The 23194-nt window shown below is 37.8% G+C and carries 22 protein-coding genes; 11 read left to right on the top strand and 11 right to left on the bottom strand.

Going from position 1 to position 23194, the window contains the following annotated elements; translation table 11 throughout:
• Positions 1 to 4: 4 nt before the first annotated feature.
• The 3 genes from DSM106972_RS19455 to DSM106972_RS19445 all read right to left on the bottom strand — a co-directional run bounded on the left by DSM106972_RS19455 (position 5) and on the right by DSM106972_RS19445 (position 4573).
• The gene (locus DSM106972_RS19455; RefSeq protein WP_158632846.1) at positions 5 to 2710 is read right to left on the bottom strand and encodes a beta strand repeat-containing protein; all 2706 of its coding nucleotides are present in this window, start codon (positions 2708 to 2710) and stop codon (positions 5 to 7) included.
• 780 nt (positions 2711 to 3490) lie between these two features.
• Complete coding sequence (locus DSM106972_RS19450; protein ID WP_127082267.1) at positions 3491 to 3715, bottom strand: hypothetical protein; 225 nt, start codon at positions 3713 to 3715, stop codon at positions 3491 to 3493.
• Positions 3716 to 3718: 3 nt separating this feature from the next.
• Positions 3719 to 4573: an alpha/beta hydrolase family protein gene (locus tag DSM106972_RS19445; protein WP_127082266.1), complete on the bottom strand. Its 855-nt coding sequence runs from the start codon at positions 4571 to 4573 to the stop codon at positions 3719 to 3721.
• A 1048-nt stretch (positions 4574 to 5621) separates the two neighbouring features.
• Between DSM106972_RS19445 and DSM106972_RS19440 the strand changes: the two genes are divergently transcribed.
• Both DSM106972_RS19440 and DSM106972_RS53580 read left to right on the top strand, forming a co-directional pair.
• The gene (locus tag DSM106972_RS19440) at positions 5622 to 5912 is read left to right on the top strand and encodes a hypothetical protein (protein WP_127082265.1); all 291 of its coding nucleotides are present in this window, start codon (positions 5622 to 5624) and stop codon (positions 5910 to 5912) included.
• 131 nt (positions 5913 to 6043) lie between these two features.
• Positions 6044 to 6241: a CHAT domain-containing protein gene (locus tag DSM106972_RS53580; protein WP_233787444.1), complete on the top strand. Its 198-nt coding sequence runs from the start codon at positions 6044 to 6046 to the stop codon at positions 6239 to 6241.
• Positions 6242 to 6290: 49 nt separating this feature from the next.
• On the opposite strand, the gene DSM106972_RS19430 is transcribed toward DSM106972_RS53580, so the two are convergent.
• Entirely contained in the window at positions 6291 to 7361 is a 1071-nt protein-coding gene (locus DSM106972_RS19430) for a P1 family peptidase (RefSeq protein WP_201800751.1), read from the bottom strand.
• 342 nt (positions 7362 to 7703) lie between these two features.
• Between DSM106972_RS19430 and DSM106972_RS19425 the strand changes: the two genes are divergently transcribed.
• Both DSM106972_RS19425 and DSM106972_RS19420 read left to right on the top strand, forming a co-directional pair.
• A complete protein-coding gene (locus DSM106972_RS19425; RefSeq protein ID WP_127082264.1) occupies positions 7704 to 8489 on the top strand; it encodes a ParA family protein in 786 nt (261 codons plus the stop codon).
• Positions 8490 to 8502: 13 nt separating this feature from the next.
• Positions 8503 to 9528, top strand: coding sequence for a ParB/RepB/Spo0J family partition protein (locus DSM106972_RS19420; protein ID WP_233787445.1), 1026 nt, complete (start codon positions 8503 to 8505; stop codon positions 9526 to 9528).
• Positions 9529 to 9609: 81 nt separating this feature from the next.
• Here DSM106972_RS19420 and DSM106972_RS19415 read toward each other — a convergent pair whose 3' ends face one another.
• Together DSM106972_RS19415 and DSM106972_RS51435 are read right to left on the bottom strand one after the other, a co-directional pair.
• The gene (locus tag DSM106972_RS19415) at positions 9610 to 10305 is read right to left on the bottom strand and encodes a variant leucine-rich repeat-containing protein (protein WP_127082263.1); all 696 of its coding nucleotides are present in this window, start codon (positions 10303 to 10305) and stop codon (positions 9610 to 9612) included.
• Positions 10306 to 10354: 49 nt separating this feature from the next.
• A complete protein-coding gene (locus tag DSM106972_RS51435) occupies positions 10355 to 10504 on the bottom strand; it encodes a hypothetical protein (protein ID WP_158632845.1) in 150 nt (49 codons plus the stop codon).
• A gap of 499 nt (positions 10505 to 11003) precedes the next feature.
• Here DSM106972_RS51435 and DSM106972_RS19410 point away from each other — a divergent pair, with 499 nt between their 5' ends.
• The gene (locus DSM106972_RS19410) at positions 11004 to 11510 is read left to right on the top strand and encodes a DUF1993 domain-containing protein (protein ID WP_127082262.1); all 507 of its coding nucleotides are present in this window, start codon (positions 11004 to 11006) and stop codon (positions 11508 to 11510) included.
• Between the two features lie 262 nt (positions 11511 to 11772).
• Here the strand turns inward: DSM106972_RS19410 and DSM106972_RS19405 are convergent, their stop codons facing one another.
• Positions 11773 to 12021 carry a Ycf34 family protein gene (locus DSM106972_RS19405; RefSeq protein ID WP_073623099.1) on the bottom strand — a complete coding sequence of 83 codons (249 nt, stop codon included), beginning with the start codon at positions 12019 to 12021 and terminating at the stop codon, positions 11773 to 11775.
• 123 nt (positions 12022 to 12144) lie between these two features.
• Between DSM106972_RS19405 and DSM106972_RS19400 the strand changes: the two genes are divergently transcribed.
• A complete protein-coding gene (locus DSM106972_RS19400) occupies positions 12145 to 13389 on the top strand; it encodes a tRNA nucleotidyltransferase/poly(A) polymerase-related protein (RefSeq protein ID WP_127082261.1) in 1245 nt (414 codons plus the stop codon).
• A gap of 40 nt (positions 13390 to 13429) precedes the next feature.
• Here DSM106972_RS19400 and DSM106972_RS19395 read toward each other — a convergent pair whose 3' ends face one another.
• The gene (locus DSM106972_RS19395) at positions 13430 to 14554 is read right to left on the bottom strand and encodes a glycosyltransferase family 61 protein (RefSeq protein ID WP_127082260.1); all 1125 of its coding nucleotides are present in this window, start codon (positions 14552 to 14554) and stop codon (positions 13430 to 13432) included.
• Between the two features lie 734 nt (positions 14555 to 15288).
• On the opposite strand from DSM106972_RS19395, the gene DSM106972_RS51430 reads away from it, so the two are divergent.
• Both DSM106972_RS51430 and DSM106972_RS19390 read left to right on the top strand, forming a co-directional pair.
• The gene (locus DSM106972_RS51430) at positions 15289 to 15462 is read left to right on the top strand and encodes a hypothetical protein (RefSeq protein WP_158632844.1); all 174 of its coding nucleotides are present in this window, start codon (positions 15289 to 15291) and stop codon (positions 15460 to 15462) included.
• Positions 15463 to 15974: 512 nt separating this feature from the next.
• Entirely contained in the window at positions 15975 to 18020 is a 2046-nt protein-coding gene (locus DSM106972_RS19390) for an alkaline phosphatase (RefSeq protein ID WP_127082259.1), read from the top strand.
• Between the two features lie 288 nt (positions 18021 to 18308).
• On the opposite strand, the gene DSM106972_RS19385 is transcribed toward DSM106972_RS19390, so the two are convergent.
• On the bottom strand, positions 18309 to 18779 hold the full coding sequence (locus tag DSM106972_RS19385; RefSeq protein ID WP_127082258.1) for a hypothetical protein: 471 nt from the start codon (positions 18777 to 18779) through the stop codon (positions 18309 to 18311).
• A 100-nt stretch (positions 18780 to 18879) separates the two neighbouring features.
• The gene (locus DSM106972_RS19380; protein ID WP_201800750.1) at positions 18880 to 20265 is read right to left on the bottom strand and encodes a lactonase family protein; all 1386 of its coding nucleotides are present in this window, start codon (positions 20263 to 20265) and stop codon (positions 18880 to 18882) included.
• Between the two features lie 107 nt (positions 20266 to 20372).
• Between DSM106972_RS19380 and DSM106972_RS19375 the strand changes: the two genes are divergently transcribed.
• From DSM106972_RS19375 to DSM106972_RS55375, 3 genes are all read left to right on the top strand, one after another.
• Positions 20373 to 21257 carry a LysR family transcriptional regulator gene (locus tag DSM106972_RS19375; RefSeq protein ID WP_127082256.1) on the top strand — a complete coding sequence of 295 codons (885 nt, stop codon included), beginning with the start codon at positions 20373 to 20375 and terminating at the stop codon, positions 21255 to 21257.
• Between the two features lie 268 nt (positions 21258 to 21525).
• Positions 21526 to 21921 (top strand): RpnC/YadD family protein, encoded by a 396-nt coding sequence (locus DSM106972_RS55380; RefSeq protein WP_325052199.1) that lies wholly within the window; start codon positions 21526 to 21528, stop codon positions 21919 to 21921.
• Between the two features lie 51 nt (positions 21922 to 21972).
• Entirely contained in the window at positions 21973 to 22368 is a 396-nt protein-coding gene (locus DSM106972_RS55375; RefSeq protein WP_325052198.1) for an RpnC/YadD family protein, read from the top strand.
• Between the two features lie 45 nt (positions 22369 to 22413).
• Here DSM106972_RS55375 and DSM106972_RS19365 read toward each other — a convergent pair whose 3' ends face one another.
• Positions 22414 to 23175, bottom strand: a complete 762-nt coding sequence (locus DSM106972_RS19365; protein WP_127082255.1) for an ATP-grasp domain-containing protein — start codon at positions 23173 to 23175, stop codon at positions 22414 to 22416.
• Positions 23176 to 23194: the final 19 nt, after the last annotated feature.

The following is a 23194-nucleotide window of genomic DNA, read 5'->3' as shown; positions in this document are numbered from 1 at the left end:
AGTATTATTTAGATTGAGGACAAGCAGCCCGCGCGTTTGTTTTTAATGGTGTACCCAAGGGCGCCGCTGCGATAAGTTCGATATTACCATCCGACGTTTTGACCCACCCTTGCGCTTCAATAATTTGAGTTGGGAAAACCTCCGGCGCCTGTTTAATTTTTACTGATTCATTTGATGTATTATTAGTATCTAAAGTCGCAAGAGTGGGAGTACTATTACCAGGTAATGATTCTATTGGTGATGGTGGTAAAGAGCCGCGTCCTGTAATAGTAAATTCTCCTAGTTGTTTGGCATCTGGTTCTCTAGGACAAATTTGAGCAACTTTACGTGTAGCATCAATAACTTCTTCTGGTAATTCGATTAATCCTTGCTGTGGTTGAACTTCGGGTTGTTGGATTGAAACTTGTCCTTGTACGCCAAGTGTAGAAGATGCTGTGATATCACTTTCAGGTAATAATTTTAGACGTGGTGTAATACCGAGTATACTTTGCGCGCGGATATTAACGTTACCACCTCTACCACTAAAAGCATTCGCAGTAATATCACTGTTTTCTGTTGGAACAGCAATAATGAATGGCGCATTAACATTAATATTACCACCATTACCAGATAAACGTTCAATTCCAGCAGTAGTAGATATTTCACTATTATGACGTAATAAGATTAAATCTTTAACATTTAAATTGATGTTTCCACCATTATTGCTTAAGCGTGTTTGTGCAACAATTTTACTGTTATCAAGTTCTAATTTTGAAGCATTTATATAAAGGTTGCCTGCGCTTCCCTCATAATTACTACTAACTGTTATTCTTGCCCCATCAAATGCACGCAATAAAGGAGTGTTAATTATTAAATCGCCAGCATCTCTAACACTATAACTATCGGTAAATAAACCACTTTTAATTTTACCATCCGGTGTTTCTCCTTTTAATTCTATAAAATCAGAAGCAGCAATAAATAAATTAGTAGCCTTACCGTAAGGTATATTATTACTTATTGAACTTACGAAAGTCTCATATTGCAAATTATCATTATTTGGACTGCTAAAACTTCTAACATCTACTGTAACTTGAGTAAAATCCTGTATGGAAAAACTTGATGCAATGAAAAGTAGTCTTGAACTAGGATTAAAATTCCTCACAGAAATTGTAGCTTCTCCAGAAGCAGTAGAAGTATATATTCCTGCTCCTGCGCGAATAATTAGTTTTCCAGTATTAACCTCTAAGTTATTAGATGCTTTATTGCTTGAATTTTGAGAAAATAAACCACTAACGCTGTAATATCCGTAAGGACTTGGGAATGAACTTCCGCTTAGTTCTATATAATCTGAAGCAAAAACACTTAAATTTCCCTCCTGACCTCCTCCTCTAGTTGAAGTTATTACGCGCGCTCCGTCTCGAACAACTAATTTTCCTGTATTCATTGTTAAATTACCAGTAGCGCCTGTATTATAACTGTCATTCAAAATACTACTAACAAATAATCTATTTGTATCCGATGTTGCTCCCGAAATTTGTATTTCATTTGAGGCAGTTACCCGCAAATCTCCTCCTCTTGGCGAACCAAAGTTTGTATTAGATATTTGTCCTCCATCTTGGACAGTTAATGTTTTTGTATTAATTGTCAGATTACCAGCAGCACCCGTACTTAGACTTTGAGCATATAAACCATTAGCCAACCCATCAGACCCACTTTTTCTTATTTGTATTGAATTATCAGCGAAAACATTTAAATCTCCACTTTTTCCAGAATTAGTGGTGTTGACAGACACAACAGAGCCATTTTCAAGTATTAAATCGGATGAATTTATAAAGATATTCTTACCATTTTGGTTACCTAAAGTATGTGAAAAAATAGCTGAACTATTTAAGGTAACATATTTACCTTGTAATTGAATTGAACCACCACCCTCTCCGCTAGTATCTAAAGCTGCTTTAGATAAAAGAATATTTCCTTTATCTAGAGCATCATCATATCCCAAAGTCCACCCTGTATCTGTTGGAGTTAAACTTATTACACCCGGTTCACTAACACTACCAATTTCAATAGCTCCATTACTGGCGCCAATATTCCCAGATTCTAAGGATATATTTCCTCCGACTAGTGACAAAGTTTTACTAGGCTTTACTTCTAAACCATAATATATATCATTACTATCTGCTGCCTGTACTTTGTAAGATATATTTCCTGGGTTTTTTCCAAATTGTAAACCGATTGGGGTACTAACTGTCAACAATTCTGCACTTTGAGGTGCCTTGGTATTAAACTCAGTACCATCTGCAAATTTCAGACTTGTTGCCGTAGTTCCTAAAAAGCTGCCACTTATATCTAAGCGTGCGTTTGTTCCAAATAAAATGCCATTAGGATTAATTAAAAATAGATTGGCGGCGCCATTAACCCCTAGTGTTCCGTTTAGGTTTGAAGCTTGACCACCTGTTACGCGCGTAAAAATATTTTGCACTCCAGCAGGATTACCAAAATAGACTCTTTGTCCATCACCTATATTAAATTCTGTAAAGCTATGAAACAAATTAGCACCACGAACGGCGCCACCATTAATTAAGTCAGCATTGGCGCCGTTGACTGTAGAGTTTGGCGCAAAAAGCGAAGATTCTTTTCTTAATGTATTATCTGCAGTAATTTGCGCTTGTGCTGGTGTCTGAAGCGCAAGCATGAAGCCGCATAACAGTAGCTTGTGTAATTTACTCATGAATCCCCCAACGTGCCTTGTACGGTTCGTTCGATGTTCCCATACATCACTATTTCCGAACAACACTAACATATGCAGGTTCACCAATATTGCTGTTTATATTAAATTAAAACTACCAAGCTACACATTTTTTTATTTCACTTTGGACTAAAACTATCATTTGTAACTCTAATTACTGAATATTAACTTATATTATCGGCTTGTAACTAAGCCGAAGACAATTATACAAGTATAAAAGATTGCTAACAAGATTAGTTTATACTTATAGGAGGATAAGCTCATAAGCATCCAATTAAACACTTATTTTTGCTATTGTTCACATATTCGCAGCACATTATCTTGTATAGTTAAAAATCATATAATGCACCCTGTATAAAATAGCTGGTTGTTGCTAGATTTAACCAGCTTATTTTTATCTTTGAGATTTTCGCGCGTTCCCACGGTTTAATTAAATCACTGCGTGACCATACACCGTTACATTGATTTTTGGCTATCTCCTCAGCTTTCACGGCTTGGCATCGTGACGAGTGCGTATCTGAGTATTTATAATATCGGCGCCTCTATATAATTAGTTCCTGCGCGTGGGGAGTCGAAAATCCCACGGCATCACTAGATTATCTTGATTCCAAAAGCCTAACTTTTTACGCTTTGCCTCTGCAAAAAGCTTTGATGTATTGTTCCTTGGTGGCGCCGTATGCATCCAGGTATTCACGATAAACCACTACTTTTTAAAATTACTTAAATTACACTTCAATGCGCGAATTCCACAAGTTTTAGTACCTATTCTTCTTTCATTACTAAGTTCTGCAACAATTCAAGTAAAACTATTAACTTTTTATTTTCAGTTTTTAATCGCTTAACTTCATCTCTCAAATTAGTGATAATCATATCTTGAGATTTTTCAAGATTAATTATTTGCTCATCTTGAATTGCCCTTTCAATAGCTTGACTTGCACGTTTCGCTGACTGTTTCGCTTTTTGTGCTGCCTGTTGTAAAATTTCCATATTTTATCTGTCCGTCATGGGCGACTTAATTAAAATCAGGCGCCTGCCTAAATTGGAGATAGCTTTAGCATAAGCAGCATTTAGATAGCGAGCAGATTTTGTCTTATCGGTAAGGTAGGTTTGGAAAAAAGGTGTAGTCAAAATGTTCATATAGTTACGTGCGGTCTCTGGATTATCTCCAACTAACTCTCTTGTCGATTCTATTGAACGTTGACCATCACCTATCACAGAAAAGTGACTAGTACCTCCTAGTACAACAAGATACTTTTGAGTATTAATCGAAGAAAACGGTTGTATTTGCTCGTATAAAGCTGGAGTAACTACATCATCACTGCTGGCAACCATCATCACAGGCACTTTTACTTCACTTAGACCACCTCTTCCAAAAACAACACTATTTAAATAAGTTAGATAGACGCGCGGAGCAGAAATGCTTGGATAATTTAAGCTACTAGCAGGTAATACCATTAACAAAAGCAATAATAAAAAATACTTCCCTGATGATACTATCCAATGTAAAGTTTTCATCACCAAAGAATGTATTACTTCAGTATTACAAGTATTTTTTAAGAGCAGTATTTCTAGTTTGCTCGCTAATTTTATTGTTAAAAGTACATAAAATCCTATGAAATTTTGATAAATTGATGGCGAGGTTTTGAAAGTTTGTTTCGGATGTAAACTCCTGAACTTGAATAATTCTTTTATACTACACTCTTCATTCCGAACCCACATCATGGATGACGTATCTGAGTAATCCGGATAATCTGTTAATTCTGTTTCCCAAGGGAATAAAGGAGGTTGAGCTTGTATCTTTACTTGTAGATGACGCTTGAGTACAGATTGAGAAAGTTCGTGCATACTATAGACTCTGTTTTAATTTAAATTTAACTTTTGTAACCTTGATGACAGAAATATCTTCCATCAAACTCCAAAATACTTATAATTAGTTATTCCTTAGCATTGCGCGCGTACATAAGCATTTGGGTTCAAACAAGTTATTCCAAATCGCGCAGCCTACTTTAATCCAATAAAGAAGCTCTAGATTATTCAGTTAAATAGTCTTGGTAAAAGCACGTAAACCTGGTCAAGCCCAAACAATAAAGCCACTGCGCTCCAAAGTTTACCTAAAAACCTTGGGAAATCACACGCTTACAGTAGTAGAGAGGGTAGAAGCAAATATAATTAATCAAGATCTCAAATACAGACGTTCTTGTCTGGTAATGCAGCTAGAAGTAGATAAACATGGTAGGTAGATTAGCAACAAACAAAAGTGAAATAACTCTATCTAAAGTAGCGTTCGTAGAAGCACCTGTTTAGTTGAAGTGTAAAAAATTGCACTTTTGTCTTGGAGCATCAATCTAACATAGGACGAAATTAATTAAAAGAGCTTGATTAACGTAAAAATCACTTCGATACAAGTGTTTGTAAAAAATAATACAAATTAGCATCAATAACAATTATTATCATTAAACAAAGTATCAAATAGTTGAGTAATTGACATTTGATACGGTGTTTTGGCGAAATTACCCCAACTGCAATACTCGCGAATAGTATAATAAATATCTTCTTTATTAAATATACACATAACTAATCGAACGTGTATATTAGTAAATTAAGCATGTTTTAGCTATATATTAACACTCTAATTATCAGAAAATTTCCGCAGAATTCCGTAATAAAAATTTTATTTTTTTACAAACTACAAGTTAAATGGCGCCAATTAATATTATTGTCAAGAACGAGGAGTATATTTTCTTGCCTATCATCCTGATAGAACTAGATTTTAAAGGCGCCAAACGAAAAGCTCAAGCTTAAAAAACGGAAATAATCGTTAAATTTATTTCATGCATAAGTAAGGAGGTGCCTGAAATATAAGATAGAGTTATCGTTGTTCCTGCGTCATTTTATGCGTATCTACAAGTTCGGTCATGTGTTACTGACGTTGCTTATTGCCACAGCTTCCGCTTCTTTACTATTAGCGGATGCATCATTGGGGGAAATGCAAATGCTAGCACAGGCGGTAGATAGAAAGAAACAGGAAGCTGATAGATTATTCAATCAGGGTAAAAAGCAATTTTCTGCGAGTCAATTTGAAGCAGCATTACAATCTTGGCACTCTTCCCTCTCTATTTATCGCGAAATTAAAGACTCTCAAGGAGAATATTATGCGTCAGGTATTATTGGCATGACTTACTAAACACACAATTCTTACATCTCCATCAATACAAGTACTTGATTTAACACGTAAACAACGAGAAGTACAAAAAACTTCTTTTAAAGATGTATTAATTGTAGGTAATCCCACAATGCCCTTTATTCCACCAAAGATTGGCGCCACTCCCAGGTGCAGAAAGAGAAGCAAAAGCTATTGGTAATTTACTTAACACAAAACCTTTAATTGGTAACGAAGCGACAAAAGCCGCTGTATTACAAAGATTACCACGCGCACGATTTATCCATCTAGCAACAAATGGTATCTTCGATGATGTTCAGGGTATTAATAGCTCTATTGCAAGCCGCGCCTAATCCAAATAAGTCAGATAAAAATGGCGGACTACTTACACTAGTTGTATATTTAACTTAAATCCTTTGAACTTGGTAAACCAGGAATAGATTCAGCAGTTTTAATCGCACGAATAACTGCTTGAGCCATAACAAGAGCAGAAGTGGCTCCAAGCAAAGTTACATTAACAGGCGCCGCCTCTAATCCAGTAGATAACGCAAAAATTGTGTCTCCATCATACATGGTATGCACAGGATTTATTGTGCGAGCTAAACCATCATGTGCCATTTGTGCAATTTTCTGGCATTGTGCCTTATCTAGTTTTGCATCCATTGCAACAACTCCAATAGTCGTATTTGTACCACCAAGCAAGGGTGGTAAATTTTCACCACGCTTAATTGCTTCCATTGTTCCCAATAACTTTTTGCCGTCACGAGAGCGCGCTCCTGCGAGTAATTTGTTATTAGATGGATCAAATACGTCACCAACAGCATTAACCGCAACAATGGCGCCAACTGTAATTCCTCCTGGTAACTTAATTGATGCCGTGCCAATCCCGCTTTTCATTGCACGACTCATACCAAAAAATTTTCCGACAGTGGCGCCTGCTCCTGCACCAACATTACCTTCTCTCACTAACTTATCTGAAGCATTTTTACAGGCTTGATATCCTGCCTTAGCATCTGGACGAACTTTGGCATCTCCAACATTTAAATCGAATAAGATTGCTGCCGGAACAATAGGTACTTTTACTCCACGTATACCTACATCATAACCAATACCACGCGACTCTAAAAATTTCATTACTCCCGTTGCCGCATCAAGTCCAAAAGCACTTCCGCCAGAAAGTAGAATCGCATGAACTTGTTGCACTAAATTTTTTGGGTCAAGTAAATCTGTTTCACGTGTTCCAGGTGCCGCACCACGAACATCTACACCTGCAACCGCACCCGATTCAGTTAAAATAACTGTGCAACCTGTTGGTCTACGGCTGTCAGTAAAATGACCTACTTTAATACCGGAAACATCGGTAATAGCGCTATTCGATTTCGATTGGGCAAATGTATGAAGAATTGGTGTTATCCCAAACCCAAATCCTAAACTGCCCATCAACAATTTACGACGAGATATAAAATTACTCATTGTTACTAAATCGCATCTAAAAAACACTTGGGTATTAATAAATTGGCGCCAATCAGGAAATCTCAAACGTTAATTCGAGGCACTGTATCTAAAAAGTTAATTTTTATCTATCATCTGGTGATAGGTCTATTTACGAACTAGATGGTACTAATAATACTCTCACTAACATACCAATTTACTACATTTTCCCAATTTTAAGATTTATTTTTCCGTAGGTAGATAAATTTAGCTTTATATAAGGCGCCTAATTTTTGTAGAATTTTAAAATTCGACAAAATTTAAGAATCAATTGCGCCAAAGTGTAGTAGCCTTGTAAACTACATGCAGACGGAATTTTAATATATGCAGCTTCGTTTAGCAATACTCGCAAACGCGGGTGGAGTAGGAAAATCTACGCTCAGTGTACATTTAGCGTATGAAGTTAGTGGTCAGGGTTTCAAAGTAGCACTTTTAGACTTAGACCCTCAGAGGTCATTGGATGTATTTTGTGGACTAGAAGGCGCCGATGTTACAGAAACAATGGCACATGTATTATCCAAAGATTTTAAGGGGAACTGGAAACTGGTGCCTGTTTGGGATAATTCAGGAGTTGAAGTTTGCCAAGGACATCCAACAGTCGCAGAAATAGCAAATGATTTAGTAATTCGGAAGCGAGGAGAATATACATTAGCAGATAGATTAAAAAAATACCCCTTACCACACGATTTAATTATTATCGACTGTCCAGCAACAATCGGAATGTTGACAATCAATGCGTTAGCAGCTGCAACCCATGTATTAGTTCCTATCCAATTAGAAATGAAAGCAATTGCTGGTTCCGCAGAATTAGTGGAATGGTGCGTAACTTCAGCTTCGGAATTACAGCTGGAACCAAGACCACCAATACTAGGATTTGTACCTAGTATGTACGATTCTAAAATAGCAATGCACCGTCAATATCTTGACCAACTTCCAGATATTGCTGCACAGTTAGAAATCAAGTTATACCCAGCAGTTCGTAGTTCAAACGAATTTAAAAACGCCAGCGCATACGGAATACCAATACAAAAATGGCGCCAGTTACACCCTGCTGCCAAGGACTTTACTAAAATTGCCAGCGATGTAGTTAAATTAATCAAACACAAATAAGGAGTTTATAATAATGGCGCGCGCGTTACCAACTATTAATAAAAAGTTTGAGGGAGCGGTTCAAAAAACTGAACAGGAGAAGAAAATTGCCGAACTGCAAGCAGAAGTAGAACAATTACGAGCAGCATCGGCGCCTCAACTCGAAGTAGAGATTGAGAAATTACGCACTCAAATACAACAGTCATCAGGAGAAGTAGAAATTGATGTTAATTTGATTGAACCAAATCCTAATCAACCGAGACAAACAATTACTGGCGCCTCAATTCAAAATAAAGCGCGGTTACTCAAAAAGCATGGTCAAATCACTTCGGTTATTTTAGTTCCACATCAAGGTAATCGTTACATGCTGCTTGATGGGCAGTTACGATGGGAAGCCGCGCGCGTTTTGGGATGGAAGACAATACGCGCGGTAATTGTACCCCAACCTCAAGATTTAGAACAATCTTCATTATTAACATTCTTGGGGTTTGAAGATTTAAACCCTTTGGAGAAAGCAGAAGCTATCGTTAAGGAAATAGTAAAGACAACAGATTTTGAAGAAGAGGAAATTGCTACAACACTTGCTACGGTCTTAAAACGCATTGAGCGTGATGGAAAAACAAAAGAACTCGCAAAGTTAATTGATGTTAGCAGTGAAGAACAAGAACAAGGTTTAACTGATTTAAATGTGCTTGACGCCGAACAAGATATGTTTTTAATGCTACTTGAACTCGGTTTGAATCCGGTTTCTGTAAGAACAAATTTGATACCAATGTTATCTTTACCTCAAGACCTTAAAGATGCAATTAGGTCTGATGGATTAAAAGGCGCCCATGCTTTGGCATTATCTACACTTACAGCAAAAGCTCTGAAAGTAGAAGAAAAAATTGCGTTTACTGAACGCGCGCGTGCTACCGATGAAGTATTGAAGAAAAATCTAACAGTACCAGAGACACGCGAGCGAATCCGCCAAATCAAAGCAAAGTATTTTCAGGAAGATAAAACTGAATCAAAGGAAGTTAAGGGTGTAATGCAAAAAATTAATACTATTACTAAGTAGATTATAAAAGGCGCCAGTACCGAACAACTGACTGAACTAAAGGAATTATTACAAACAAAATTAGCTGTAACAAATGAAGCATTAAATTAATATATACGAGGCACCATAACCAAAATATACACAACTCAAAGCGCTTGTAATTTTTCTAGTGCTACCGCGCGCACCAGTCGATTCGCATCTACAGCAAGTGAGCGAAAGTACATGAGCGGGTGTGCTAAGGTTTTGAGCAACAGCGTATCTTTCTATCCAACATACGGAGTTAGCGTGTTTTTCCAAAAACTCCGCTGGCGCCAGTGGATGAAGAAGGAAAATAAAACGTGGAGATGTTGGTTCATCCGAACTAACGAATTCAGCAAGAACGGCGCCTGCTTTTTTAGGGTCTTTCTGGATAAGGGCTTTTATAGCGTGCGCGCGGATGTTAGAGTAACCTTTTTTGCGCTTGCTGGATAAGGTTAAAAGCGTTTCCAATGGCATTTCTTGGAATAAACTAGGTTTTTCGAGTACCAATAATGGAAATACTGGGTTATTTATTAATTCAGATGGAAAGTCGGCGCCAAGTGCGATTAAGACTTCACTAGGCGTATTCGGATTAGTTGTAACATTTCTTTGTATTTCTGGGTCATGTTGATAACCGCTCAATACTTCTAAAACATCTGGTGGCGCACTAGGATTCTTAGCTACGACGCGCGCGAGTTCGATACAAAAATCTGCCAAGTCTCGGAGTCTATCAGGATGAGTGTTTATATCCGCTGCTTGCTTGATTAAAGAATCTGACATTGTTATTTAATTTGGAGGCGCCTGTTTGTTTTGTTGCAGTACTTTAAATTCATGATACTTTGCGGCGCCCTAAATCCTCTTTCCCTTGGCTTTTTTTGTAGCAATTTTTAAGTATTTGGCGCCGCAAAAACAATTCGAGATACACTAAGTAACGGTTCACATTACTCCCAATGGTTTGGCGCCGAGCTGTCTTGGACAAATTTGAGCAACTCCACGGGTAGCATTAACTACTTACATGACTGTATAAAATGTTTTATTAACATAAATGCTAATTTTGTAAAACAACGTATTTTTTGCGATAAATACTTAAGCAATTATTATTTGAGCAACAAAAATTACATTTTAACTTACTCAACTAACTCTGTTTTCTGAACGATCTCACCCCATTTTTTATAATAACCTTTTATCTCTAGACGAGTAGAGATTTTTATCAAACCTTTGTCAACTAAATTGGTGATAGCGCCTGTAAATCCAGGATTGATAGCAAAAGCACAAGCCCTGAGACAAGCTATGTTAACAACGTTAGAAGAACAGCCCAAATCCAGTTGATTGGGCAGCTTTTACACTAATTGGAGAAGCTGATTAATATTTGGGTGTTTGTAAGTTAGCGCTTGTAATTATGTACTATTTTTCGAGAAAAGTTTAAATATGAAGATTTAATTGGTAATGTGTTATTGAACAATTCTTGGGAAGTAGCAATGACTATATCAATGTACCAAGCTTCAGTACCTGTATGTATTCGCACATTGAATAACCTAGTAGGTATTTTAGAAAAAGGTGCCACGTATGTAGAAACAAAAAAAATAGACCCATCAGTATTGGTCAATTTTCGTTTGTTCCCAGATATGTTTCCATTATCAAGGCAAGTACAAATTGCTTCTGACATAGCAAAGAGAGGCACCGCACAATTAGCAGGAGTAGAGGCGCCTTCCTTCGAGGATAATGAAATTACATTTCCTGAACTCATCGACCGTACTCAAAAAACTATCTCTTATCTAGAAACATTGAAGCCCGAACAATTTGATGGTTCAGAAGAAAGAACAATCACTTTACAAGCCGGAGGTAACACCATTACTTTCCAAGGAATGCCTTTTCTACTATATTTTGTTTTGCCAAACGTATATTTTCATGTTACAACCACATATAACATTCTTCGACACTGTGGTGTAGAACTTGGAAAACAAGACTTTTTAGGCAAAGCTTAATGCAAACTACGCGCTTGTAATTCCTCGCTTCGGTCGGTGCCAATCAGAAAATCCCAAACATTAATTCGAGGCGCCGTATCTAAAAAATTAATTTTTATCTACCATCCGGTGATAAGTCTATTTACGAACTGGATGGTACTAATAATAGTCTTCCTTAGCGTCCTTTGCGGTTCGTTACATAAACATCATTTTTTACAAATCAATTAAGAATTTTATAAAATGGTGCGACGCGCAACGGCATAACGCACCATACCCTGTTGCGTCAAGTTGGGACTAACTCACCTGGACGCAGTTTCGACCACTTACCTTTTTCTTCTTTGAAACTGAGACAGCCAACTACGTCCCATTCCATCTCAATAATATCTCCGCGCGGGCGGATGTTAACATTTATTGATGGTTCATTTGGCTCGAAATCGGGTGTTTCGGTCAAATGAGGTTGTTCGTGCTGTCCTTCTACTGCGTGGTAGGTAAAACAGCGGTCTACATAGTGGCAGTTGATACAAACACACATAACAGAATCAACTCCATAACCTTGTACTGCTAATCTAGCTTAAAATTTGAGAAACCGGGTTTCTTTACAGAGATTGTAATAAACATGATAACTTTGGGTAGAAACCCGGTTTCTTTGACAAAAATGTATAATTTACCTTTACCTTCTTTATCTCCAGAAAATTATCCTTTTGATTTAGATTTATTACCGCAACCTATTTATTTAGTGGGAGGCGCCGTTCGGGATGCGATATTAGGTAGAAAGCGCGAGTATTTGGATTTAGATTTTATATTACCTCTGAATGCGGTTGGTGTTGCCCAGAAACTTGCAGCACATTACAAAGCAGGGTTTGTTTTGCTCGACCCACAAAGACATATAGCACGGGTAGTATTTGCCAATGCGACGGTAGATATTGCCCAGCAGGAAGGAGACAGCTTAGAAATAGATTTACATAGACGTGATTTTACGATAAATGCGATTGCGTTTAATCCTCACACCCAAGAAGTAATCGACCCCCTATGCGGTTATGCTGATATACAAGCGGGAATTTTACGAATGGTTTCGCAACATAACCTCGAAGATGACCCTTTACGGTTAATGCGTGGATATCGTCAAGCTGCACAACTTGGTTTTGATATAGAAACCCACACTCAAAATACCATTCGAACTCTGGCGCCACTACTAACCCAAGTTGCCACAGAGAGAGTGCGTACCGAACTGAGTTACATGCTTCTTAATTCTCAAGGAACTCCCTGGATAATAAAAGCTATACAAGACAAATTATTGGCACCATTCTTTCAAAATACAACCCCAGAAGCATATTCACGGTTACAAAAAGTCGATGCAGCTTACCTAGAACTATCACAAAAATGGCGCCAGCTAGAAGTTGAGCTAAATACGTGTATTCGTGATACTATAAAAACAACATGGGTAGGTATTGCCAAACTCGCATGTCTAGTAAGTCCAAATTTAGAACAAGCCGAACGTGAATTGACCGAACTTAGCTATAGTCGTGCTGAAATCAAAGCTGTAATAACTGTATTAAAACTGTACCCACAATTAAACACACCACACATGCCATTGCGCGAACAATACGAGTTGTATAAGGAAGCGCAAAACGTATTGCCCGCGACATGCATTATGGCAATGGCATGCGATAATTCGGTAGAGGGCATTGCACCAATTATCGCCCGCTACCTTAACCCTGATGATCCGGTGGCTCATCCCATTTCCTTATTAAATGGGAAGAAACTGATTATAGCACTAAACATACCAGCTTCGCCACTGGTAGGAAAAATGCTGACTGAAATTGCCATCGCGCAAATTGAGGGTAAGGTTTCCACCGATGACGAAGCTATAGAATATGCTCGCCAATTTTTGGCGCCATAGAAACCAGGCTTTTAAGATAACCTAAACAAAAAACGCTAATCTATATAAAGAAGCCTGGTTTCTCTAAAATATTTTGTAACTGTAGAATATCAACGACAAAATTACTATTCCAACCTTGCGTCGCATCATACTCACCATTCCCACACCAATATTGGTACTTATGACCCATTGATTGAGCAAGATAGTAAAAGTAAGGAATAACAAAAGGGTAAGGGAAAAGCTCTAGCACTTTAACATGCTCAGAGAATAATATATTAGTTAACCCGGCGCCGTGAGTAGCAACAACAACATCAGCATCGTAGAAAAGCTCAATTTGTTCGTTTATAGACATTTTTTCGAGGGTATAAACTTCAAAGCCATATATAGCAAGAGTTTGAATCACCTCAGCTTCGTTGATAATATGACGCTGGTTATAAGCTTGTCGTCGAGAAATGAAGATGCGCTTGTTTTTAGTGCGGGGTCGTTGAGGTAAAAAACGAGAAAAAATCTGATTGCGGTATGAACTTGGAATAAAACCGCTAAAATTATGATTTAAAAATTTTGATAAAATCAGCTTTTCGAGACGAAACAGCAAAGGTTGGTCTGTATGTGTAGAATCTGGTACTTGGCAAATTTGAATATTAGGTGATAGAAATTTCGACAAGTAAAAATATTCCATGTCAAAAATTTTACGTGAATGTATTAACTTGACGTGATTATCATTATCTTTAATGATGTCGTGTAAAGAAGTGAGATAAAAACGGGGTAGATTATCGATAAGCGTATGATAGTAATTATTTGTGGTTTGATGCCAAATAACAGAATACCCAGAAATCTCTTCAACCTTGGAAGTAAATAAACAATCAAGCTTGAAATCTTCTACTGGTTTAGTAATATTAAACGATTCGCGGATAATTTTTCTATCTTTGGTAAGAATAACTGAATACAAAGGACAGTAAAAAACATCTTCTAAAACAGTAGTGTAAGCAAGGGGAGTAGAATGAGATACTCCTTGTAAAGATGTTGCTTCCGAAGCAAAAACCATTTGTAATGCTTCTTCCGTGGCAATAGTCTCTGGTAACACTACATTATATTTACTTAAATTATCTTTTAATAATGTTTCAATAGAGACACTCTGAATGATTGAACGCTTAAATTGCTTTTTAACTTTTGTTAGTAAACTCATTTAAATTTAACGATAAAATTTTATCATACCTCTTCCTTCGTGTCCTTTGTGCCTTTGTGGTTTATCTTTCTTATCTCTTTTTTTGATAATTATTTTGAATATAAATTGTAAAGATATATGATGTTGAATTTAAATATAGAGTAAGCCAAGAAAAGAATAATCCTGTGGTGTCATGCACCAGGTAGAAGCATTGGCAATTAAATATATCTACTGCCTTAGTTTTTGAGTACGAAGAAATAGTTTCTGACATCGAACTAGAAGATTACGATAAAATATTTTGAGGCTTTCGGGAAGTAGAATCTGGCTGTATCAAAATAGGCATTCCCCCTTGTCCAGAACCAACGACAATAATTTTAAAGTAACTTTATTTACCAATTTTACAATTATGCCCATACCCGCCTAGGGTTAAAACCCGTAGGCGCGAGTAGCTTAAGTTCATTAAAATGAACTTAATTAGTTAGTAATATTAGAAACATACTTATTGCAAATTAATAATTTATACGTAGAGGTGCAAGATATCAGTTACTGCTAACTGTACAAATATTTTGGTTAATTAATCGACTTGCATCAACAATATCTAGATTTAATTCAACTAGAGTTCAACTTTGTAGATACTACCGTTCAATATTTAAGTAGGGTCTGTGAGATGGTCTTGAATAACTGGAAAGTTGAGTTAGTATTGAACTGAACAATTTATACTTAGTGTCAAGTTTAACAAATATTGGTATAGATATATGAGTGGTGAGAAACGTCGTTATGTAAATGTCGAAGAGCAAGAGTTACGGCGCCTGCGGGAGCAGGAGAGTCGTTTGCGTTCTGTGCAACGAAATTTACCAGAGCGGTTAAATGCTGTTAGAGAAGAAGCGAGACGGGAGTTTCAACAGCGTTTGGCGCCTCCAAATGCTTAAGAGGATGTTTGAAAAGTCGGCTAAGGTATAAATTGTCATTCTGAGTGGAGTTTTACGGAACGTAAACGTAAGCGTAAGCGAAGCTTTCCCGCAGGGTAGTTTTCCCGTTATCCGTAAACTCCGTTTACGTTCCTCAACATGACATTCACGCTTGTTAAAAGTAAAGTTATAACCCGTTTTAAGTATAATTTTTTTTTGATGAATAACTCATCCGTTACATCCGTTATATCCGTTGCCAAGTTTCCCTATAGTATCAATTAGTTTTTTTTGTGAAGTATAGATACAGTGCCATTAAGCCATAAATCAATATTATAAAAATTTTTTCATCATTTGTTTACGTATATATACGCAAATCTTAACTTTTACTTAATTTGGTCTGCGTATATCTTTAACTTTCGTGTGTCAATTTGATTTATATAACGCTTTTGTAACACATTGTTACAAAAGTATTTTCGTGGTTATAAGCAGTTTTGACGGTTGTGGCTAATTTATTTACTTACCAGTAGAAGAATATGGCAAATAATCACGTAATTTTTATCCACCCCGATGGTACTAGTCCAGCGCATTATGCTCTCGCGCGTTTTGTGGATAAAGGCCCTGATGGCAGATTGAACTGGGATAAATTGGACGAAGCACGTGTGTACTTGGGACATATGCAAGACCAGTTAACGGGCACATCAAATGGCGGCGCCGTTACTCATGCTACGGGTACAAAAGTTCACGCTGAGTCTTTCGGGTTAGAAGAAGATAATCAAACTCCGACTACTGCGCTTTCTGGTAAACAGCAAACTATTATGCAAGAAGCAGTTGCCTCAAATAAGGTGACTGCTTTAATTAACTCTGGCTTTATTGCTGAACCTGGAACTGGCGCCTTCGTTGCAAAAGTGGCGCCTCCTGCAACTTCTGGACGTTCTGCACCTCGTAATAACCTAGCTGAAATCACTCGTCAAGCAATTGAGTCGGGTGTGAATTTCATTATGGGTGGTGGTGAATTACATATGCTACCCGTTGGTACTACTGGGCGCCACGTCACAGAAGCTATTGATGCTCAGTTCAGTACTGGTGATGCTGCAATTCAGAATCGTCCAGCTACTAACTTGATAGATTTAGCTAAGAGTCTCGGTTATACAGTTGTATATACGCGCGATGAATTAAACGCACTACTTAATACTTCAACTCCACCTCAAAAAGTATTAGGTGTATTCGCAGCTATTCATACCTTTAACGACCGTTCCGAAGAAAGTCTAGCAGCGTCGAATACTCCTTTTTATGTAGAAACGGCGCCTACTGTTGGCGAAATGCTAGCTGTATCTCAAAAACTAATGGAGGTACACCCTAACTTCAAGAATGGTTCATTTACAGTACTCGAAGAAGAGGGTACTGATAACTTTAGTAACGTCAATAATGCGGCTGGAACTCTAGAAGCTTTACGTCGTGCCGATGATGCAATTGGTGTAGCGTTAGAGTTTTCAGAAAAGTATAAAAATACTCTGATTGTTACTGCTGCAGATAGTGATGGTGGTGGTCTACAAATTCGTGACCCGTTACCAGCAGGTACTAATGTTGGAACGATAAATTCTAACCCTACAAATGTAAGTGGACTACCTGCTGCATTTGCAAATCCGTTAGATGGAGCTACTGGACGGGGAACTTTACCTTTCACGTCGGTGCCAGATGCAAGTGGTAATTCATTCAATTTTGGAGTAGGTTGGGTTGGAACTCCTGATTTTGCTGGTTCTATTGTTGCCAAAGCACACGGTTTGAATGCTGATACATGGAATGCCACGGTAGATAATACTGATGTGTATCGTTTGATGTATGAGACGCTATTTGAAACAGATTTACCCGACCGTCCTGTAGCACAACCACAACCTGCACCTGCTGCGACTAAGAAAACAGGTAATGTAATATTTATCCACCCCGATGGTCATAGCCCTTCGATGTTTGGCGCCGCACGTATGACAAGTGTTGGGCCGGATGGGCGCCTTAGCTGGGATATGATGAGTGACACTGGTGTATATTTAGGACACCTCACCGACCAATTAACAGGTAGTTCTGATGGTAGCGCTGTAGTTCATGCCAACGGTGTTAAGGTATTCCAAAACTCTTATGGTTTGAATGAAGATGGTAGTCGGGTAACACCATTTTCTGGAAAAGTTGGTTCTACAATTCTTGAAGAAGCGCGCGATTCAGGTAAAGCTGTTGCGATAATTAATTCGGGTACAATGAATGAACCTGGTTCAGGAGCATTTGCCGCAGAAGTTGATACCCGCAGCAATAATACTGAAATTGTTCGTCAAATTATTCTCGAATCTGGCGCCCAAGTTATTATGGCAGGTGGAGAACGCTGGATGTTACCTACAGGAGTTGCAGGTAAATTTGGCAGTTCATTAAACCAAACAGGAGCTAGAACCGACGGTTTAAACTTAATTTTAGAAGCTGAAAAACGCGGTTATCGAGTTGTTTATAGCAAAGACGAACTTAATACAGTTCAAGCAGGTGATGACCTACTAGCAACCTTAAAATGGGCAAAGCTAGATAGAATTCAAGTAGTATAATCATTTATCTTGTATTCTTGTGGAGCGGGCATCCTTGCCCGCCCAAAAAATAAAATCATATAATTTATACAAAACCCAAACATAAAAATGAGCTTTTTTCTCAAAAAAACTACTTAAATTCAAAATATTAAGTTACAAATTACACATTATAATTATCTCACTCTTGAAGCTGTAACATAAAACTTGCCGCATCAGAAACAGACTAGACCAGCTACCAACACTAAATATGTATCATGTTACGGTAACTTACAATAAACTTTGCTCATATAATTTTATATGATAATTAGTTTACCAAAGCGATAACTGCTGATATTTATTTACTGATGTAGGCACATCTAACCAGTCAGGCGCCACCAACCCATCCTCCAAAAAAATTAATTCTACAGGCACACCAAGGTAATAAGCGTAAGCAACAGTCAACCAAGTACCAGAACCTTGTCCATTAGGATTTCTACATGGCTTACATCCAGCAGGACAAGACTTATTCGCAAACGCATACAGCTTGTTATAAGTACCAGCAATTGCATCAATCATCGATTTAGAACGTTTCGCAAACTCATAACGCTCCTTTCCTTGACACACATATATATTTAACTCTTTAGCTAGGCGCCGAGCTTCAATTCTAACCAGTGCATCAACTCCCATTGCATCACCCACATGCCAAGTTGCATCTATTTGAGCAATCTCCTGTAACTTATCCTTAACAATCAAAGCTTGCTCAGAATTTGTGTGTCTTGTTCCAGTAAATGCTATTTCCATATGTTACCTTACTGTTCTACTTTTCATAGTATAGAACAAAAATATTACAATAGATATATAAACTATTATTGACAGGAAAATTTTATATTTAATTGCTCAATTACGGAACAAGCACAATATCATGGGCGCCACGAACAACATTTAGTTTTAACCCAGTACGTTCAAGGCGTGGTTTGTTGCTGTTAATAACATTCCAAAACTCAACCGCGCCAGTTTTAGGGAATGATTCACGATAATTGAAAATTACAACAGCAAGAGATTTTCCCTCTGCATCAAAAGTAGCTTGTTCTGGTAGCAAGCCCTCAAACCCATACTCATCAATAGTTTCTAATTTCCCAGATTGAGAATTAAACTTCACTAACGATAAAGAGCTATAATGTTTACCTCTCCATGCTGGAGGTAAATTAGGGCTGAAATAGGTACGGCGCATATTCACCGTAGCAATTAGCTTGTTATCTGAACTCAAGGCAAACCCTTCTGGACTTAGCCCAACTTCAACTCTAGAAACAACTTCAGGCAATTTACCTGATTCTGGCTCAAACCGAATTGCTATCATTTCCCCTTTAGGATTCAACAAAAAGTTAAATGCTCGAATTCCCCAAGTACGCCATTTTAAATCAGGTACTAACAAAAAACGTCCGTCAGTAGTAAATCGAGCATTGCTAAGGTGGTTCCCAACGGTAAGCGGTTCACTATAAGGCAAAATTGAAATATCTCCACTGGAGTTAATATCTACTTTGTAAAAACCAACTCGGCTATCACTATCCTGAGTCATTGCTATATATTTACCAGAGGGATGCCAAATAGCGGCGCCATTGCCTGACTGGGAGTTATCCACTGACATTGGAAAGAACCATCGCTTGCCCAAATGCCCATCTTCTTGCAGTTGAATGATAACTAATTCACGTCCTGGCTCTTCTAAATTCACCGCTAGAAACCGACCATCTGGGCTAATGCTTACGTGTTCAGGATTGCGTCCAATTGCGATAGATTCTAGGACTTTGGGTTGATTTAAATCTGCAATGTCCACAACAGTTAGTTGCTGACCATCTGGCATTTGGTCAATGCTGGCAAAAGCTTGAATGTTATTGTTAGGGCGCCTCCGCACTTCTACAACATAAGCTCGTTGACCATTTGGTGATACTGCAATAATTTGAGGCCACGACATCACCGAGTTAGAGACGCGCAGAGTTTGTATATTAGTACTATTCAATGCATTCTGTAACCCAATAACTGTAAGAGTATCTTCAACACCAGCAACGCGCTCTAATTTGCCATCAGCATAAGCAGTTGCTACCATGTCAGCGTCCGAAGCAACTAATAATGCCCTTCCCGCAAATTTTATAGATTGAGAAGATTTAGTAATAGGCGCCAAACTGACAGGCTCAATTAATTGCAGTAACCCATAGCTAACGAGAGCTATTATCATTCCCAGTATAGATAGCATAATAGTTTTGAACCATCGTGAACGCAGCCATTTCATCACAAAATATTTCCTAAACTCAGAAAGTTACTTTTCTTTACTTTAAAAGCATATTTTCCTCGTGTCCAAGTCATAATTAGTAGGTTATTAATAACTCACGGTTATTAAAGATGGAATTGCGCTTATTACGGTATTTTGTGGTTGTGGCTGAAGAACTGCATTTTGGCAGAGCAGCAGAGCGTCTGCATTTAACCCAACCTGCTTTAAGTAAGCAAATTGTAGTGCTAGAGCGAGAACTAGGAGTTTCTTTACTGACCCGGACAAAGCGTGTAGTGCAGTTAACTGTTGCAGGAGAGGTATTTTTAGAACAGGCAAAACAACTACTTACCCAGACACATAACGCTATTCAACTTACCCAACGCACTGCTCGCGGAGAAATTGGACAATTAAAAATAGGCTTTACTTCGACCGCAACTTACACGGTATTTCCAACTTTATTAAAAAACTTTCGCTCTACATTTCCTAATGTCGAACTCAATTTACAAGAACTTTCTACAGAAGCACAAGTCACCGCTTTAAATGGGCGCCAAATAGATATAGCATTTTTGCACCCACCAATCGATGAGCGAGGCTTGAAAATTCATTCTATTTTGGAGGAAAACTTTGTAGCAGTGCTGCCAAAACATCATCATTTATTGGAGTATGAACAAATTCCATTATCAGCATTTGCCTCAGAGCCACTAATTATACATCCTCGACAAGAAGGTCCTGCACTTTATAATGGACTAATTCAACTTTGCCAGCAACTTGGGTTTCAACCTAAAATCGCCCAAGAATCAATCTCGCTACAAACTCGTATATGTTTAGTCACTGCTGGAATTGGCATTAGCTTTGTATCGGAAAGCGTCCAATCTTTAGTTGGCACAGATGTAGTTTGCAAACCTCTAGCAAATTGCCCCATTAAACTCAAATTTGCTGCTGCTTGGCGCCAAGATTCCTCTATCCCAACACTTCAGGAGTTCTTAACTATTTTAAGAGCCAACAGAGCGTTATAATTTCAACGGATAGACTGACCAAACACTATCCGTATATGTATAAAAAAATCGCCATATTCTCAAATCTTGATAACAGTGAAATTGCTAAAACTCTTGTATTAAAAGCATAAAACCTACTACTTATGTTTTGAGAATGATTATTGTCATGTTCAAGTAATTTATTTTGAATAAAGAATGACATGAATCAATATAGTTGTATATTCTATACATTAATCAGTCAATGCTGCATCTATATTGACTATTAAACCTTGAATGAGTACAATCGTATATGGCGAAATCATCCGATATTGGTTCTAAACGTTTAATTAGCCTTGCTCCAGAAGAATGGGTAAATTGGATTACACAAACTTCTGACCTTAAAGTTAAGGAAGTAATTAATACTGGGTTTGAATGGATAAGTCGTGAAAGTGACATTCTCATCCGTGTTGAGAATGCAAAACACAAGGAATTCCTTGTCCTCAACGAATTGCAACTGCGTTATAAATTGAAGATGCCAAAACGAGTGCGTGCGTATACAGCGTTGGCTGAAGAAAAATTTGATTTGCCAGTTTACCCTGTACTTATAAATATACTCAAAACCAGTGATGCTAAAATACCTACTGCTTTCAAGTCTAAATTTATGGGTTTAACCGCGCGTCAAGACTATCGAGTAATAAATCTCTAGGAAATAGACGCACAAGTTGCCTTTAACGCCGTACCGAGTTTACTACCATTTGTGCCAGTTCTTCAAAACGGCGCCAACGAAGCGACAATTACACAAGCACTACGAGTAATACGTACCTCCGAGCAGTTAGAGCAGTTTGACATGCTTTTAGGTTTTTTTGCTAGCTTTATGTTAGATAAGGCGTTAGTTCAAAATATTATGAGGTTAGATATGGCAATATTACAAGAGTCTCCTTGGTATCAACAAATTTTGAGTGAAGGTGAGCAACTGGGTGAAAAACGGGGTATTCTAGCTGCAATTGAGTTAGGACTAGAGTTAAAATTCGGCGCCGAAGCCTTAGAATTAATGGAATCTGTTTCTCAAGTACAAGATTTAAAAAAGCTTAAAATGATTAAAGACGCAATTAAGAGTGTAAACACCTTGGATGAATTGCGACAATTAATTTAACAACTTTGGTGCGTGAAAAATTAAATATATATTCACGCATCATTTTTAATTAACACGCTGTGCTATAAGTTCTTCCCACCTTGCCCAAATTAAATCAGTATAGTTTGTACTATCAATAGTATAGGCGCCAAGCGCAAAACCGTCATTCATCTCAACCAAAGCAGTTTGACCCGTATCCAAAACTCCAAAGTCTATTCCATACCCAGCATAAGACTCACCTGCTTTATCCAAAACTTGAATAGCTCTTTGTACCTTTTTAATATCAATTGGAATGGACGTATTACCTGCATACCAATCAATACTTCTAATTTCTGAATGCACAACATAAATACGGTACTCACTAACCCAAGTCACAACCTCAGAACATAGCAACTTTTCTTGTCGTGACACCCCATAAACTTGAGACAAATCGTACTCAGACTCAAAAACACAACCTGTAAAACGTTTGCGACGAGTTGCTGGTTTGGCAAATATTGCTGGATACCTACCATTTCTTAAGCCTAATTCTAATTCTCCAAGCGTTAGGCGCCAAATACGACGATGTAAAAACTCACTTAACGAAGCAGGATAATCATTTGGTTGCGGTTCGGGAATGGAAAGCTGCTTCAAAGCCAAAGAAATACAAGGCATATCTCCAACTACTAAGGACGTACCATCAAGTTGAAGTTGTCTGCGACGAAGACGTTTTTCTGTATATAGCGTAATCTGAATTCCACGTTGATAAAGTGAGTCAACAACTAACTGTTCCTCCTCTCGCAGGCGCCCATTACCCTGTTCTTCAATAAACGCTTTAGAAATCACACTCATATTACCCTATTTTATTTAA

This window comes from Dulcicalothrix desertica PCC 7102 (genome assembly GCF_003991905.1).
In the GTDB taxonomy this organism is placed as follows: Bacteria; Cyanobacteriota; Cyanobacteriia; order Cyanobacteriales; family Nostocaceae; genus Dulcicalothrix; species Dulcicalothrix desertica.
This window is presented reverse-complemented; position numbering and strand designations above follow the sequence as displayed.

What these genes read in the sequence shown, in the direction of transcription:
- DSM106972_RS19425 (WP_127082264.1), top strand. Translation starts at nt 7,704, where the DNA reads ATGCAGCTTCGTTTAGCAATACTCGCAAACGCGGGTGGAGTAGGAAAA.
- DSM106972_RS51430 (WP_158632844.1), top strand. Translation starts at nt 15,289, where the DNA reads ATGAGTGGTGAGAAACGTCGTTATGTAAATGTCGAAGAGCAAGAGTTA.
- DSM106972_RS19420 (WP_233787445.1), top strand. Translation starts at nt 8,503, where the DNA reads ATGGCGCGCGCGTTACCAACTATTAATAAAAAGTTTGAGGGAGCGGTT.
- DSM106972_RS19375 (WP_127082256.1), top strand. Translation starts at nt 20,373, where the DNA reads ATGGAATTGCGCTTATTACGGTATTTTGTGGTTGTGGCTGAAGAACTG.
- DSM106972_RS19440 (WP_127082265.1), top strand. Translation starts at nt 5,622, where the DNA reads ATGCGTATCTACAAGTTCGGTCATGTGTTACTGACGTTGCTTATTGCC.
- DSM106972_RS19385 (WP_127082258.1), bottom strand. Translation starts at nt 18,779, where the DNA reads ATGGAAATAGCATTTACTGGAACAAGACACACAAATTCTGAGCAAGCT.
- DSM106972_RS19405 (WP_073623099.1), bottom strand. Translation starts at nt 12,021, where the DNA reads ATGTGTGTTTGTATCAACTGCCACTATGTAGACCGCTGTTTTACCTAC.
- DSM106972_RS19390 (WP_127082259.1), top strand. Translation starts at nt 15,975, where the DNA reads ATGGCAAATAATCACGTAATTTTTATCCACCCCGATGGTACTAGTCCA.
- DSM106972_RS19415 (WP_127082263.1), bottom strand. Translation starts at nt 10,305, where the DNA reads ATGTCAGATTCTTTAATCAAGCAAGCAGCGGATATAAACACTCATCCT.
- DSM106972_RS19400 (WP_127082261.1), top strand. Translation starts at nt 12,145, where the DNA reads ATGTATAATTTACCTTTACCTTCTTTATCTCCAGAAAATTATCCTTTT.
- DSM106972_RS19430 (WP_201800751.1), bottom strand. Translation starts at nt 7,361, where the DNA reads ATGAGTAATTTTATATCTCGTCGTAAATTGTTGATGGGCAGTTTAGGA.
- DSM106972_RS19445 (WP_127082266.1), bottom strand. Translation starts at nt 4,573, where the DNA reads ATGCACGAACTTTCTCAATCTGTACTCAAGCGTCATCTACAAGTAAAG.
- DSM106972_RS19365 (WP_127082255.1), bottom strand. Translation starts at nt 23,175, where the DNA reads ATGAGTGTGATTTCTAAAGCGTTTATTGAAGAACAGGGTAATGGGCGC.
- DSM106972_RS19410 (WP_127082262.1), top strand. Translation starts at nt 11,004, where the DNA reads ATGACTATATCAATGTACCAAGCTTCAGTACCTGTATGTATTCGCACA.
- DSM106972_RS55380 (WP_325052199.1), top strand. Translation starts at nt 21,526, where the DNA reads ATGGCGAAATCATCCGATATTGGTTCTAAACGTTTAATTAGCCTTGCT.
- DSM106972_RS19450 (WP_127082267.1), bottom strand. Translation starts at nt 3,715, where the DNA reads ATGGAAATTTTACAACAGGCAGCACAAAAAGCGAAACAGTCAGCGAAA.
- DSM106972_RS19395 (WP_127082260.1), bottom strand. Translation starts at nt 14,554, where the DNA reads ATGAGTTTACTAACAAAAGTTAAAAAGCAATTTAAGCGTTCAATCATT.
- DSM106972_RS19455 (WP_158632846.1), bottom strand. Translation starts at nt 2,710, where the DNA reads ATGAGTAAATTACACAAGCTACTGTTATGCGGCTTCATGCTTGCGCTT.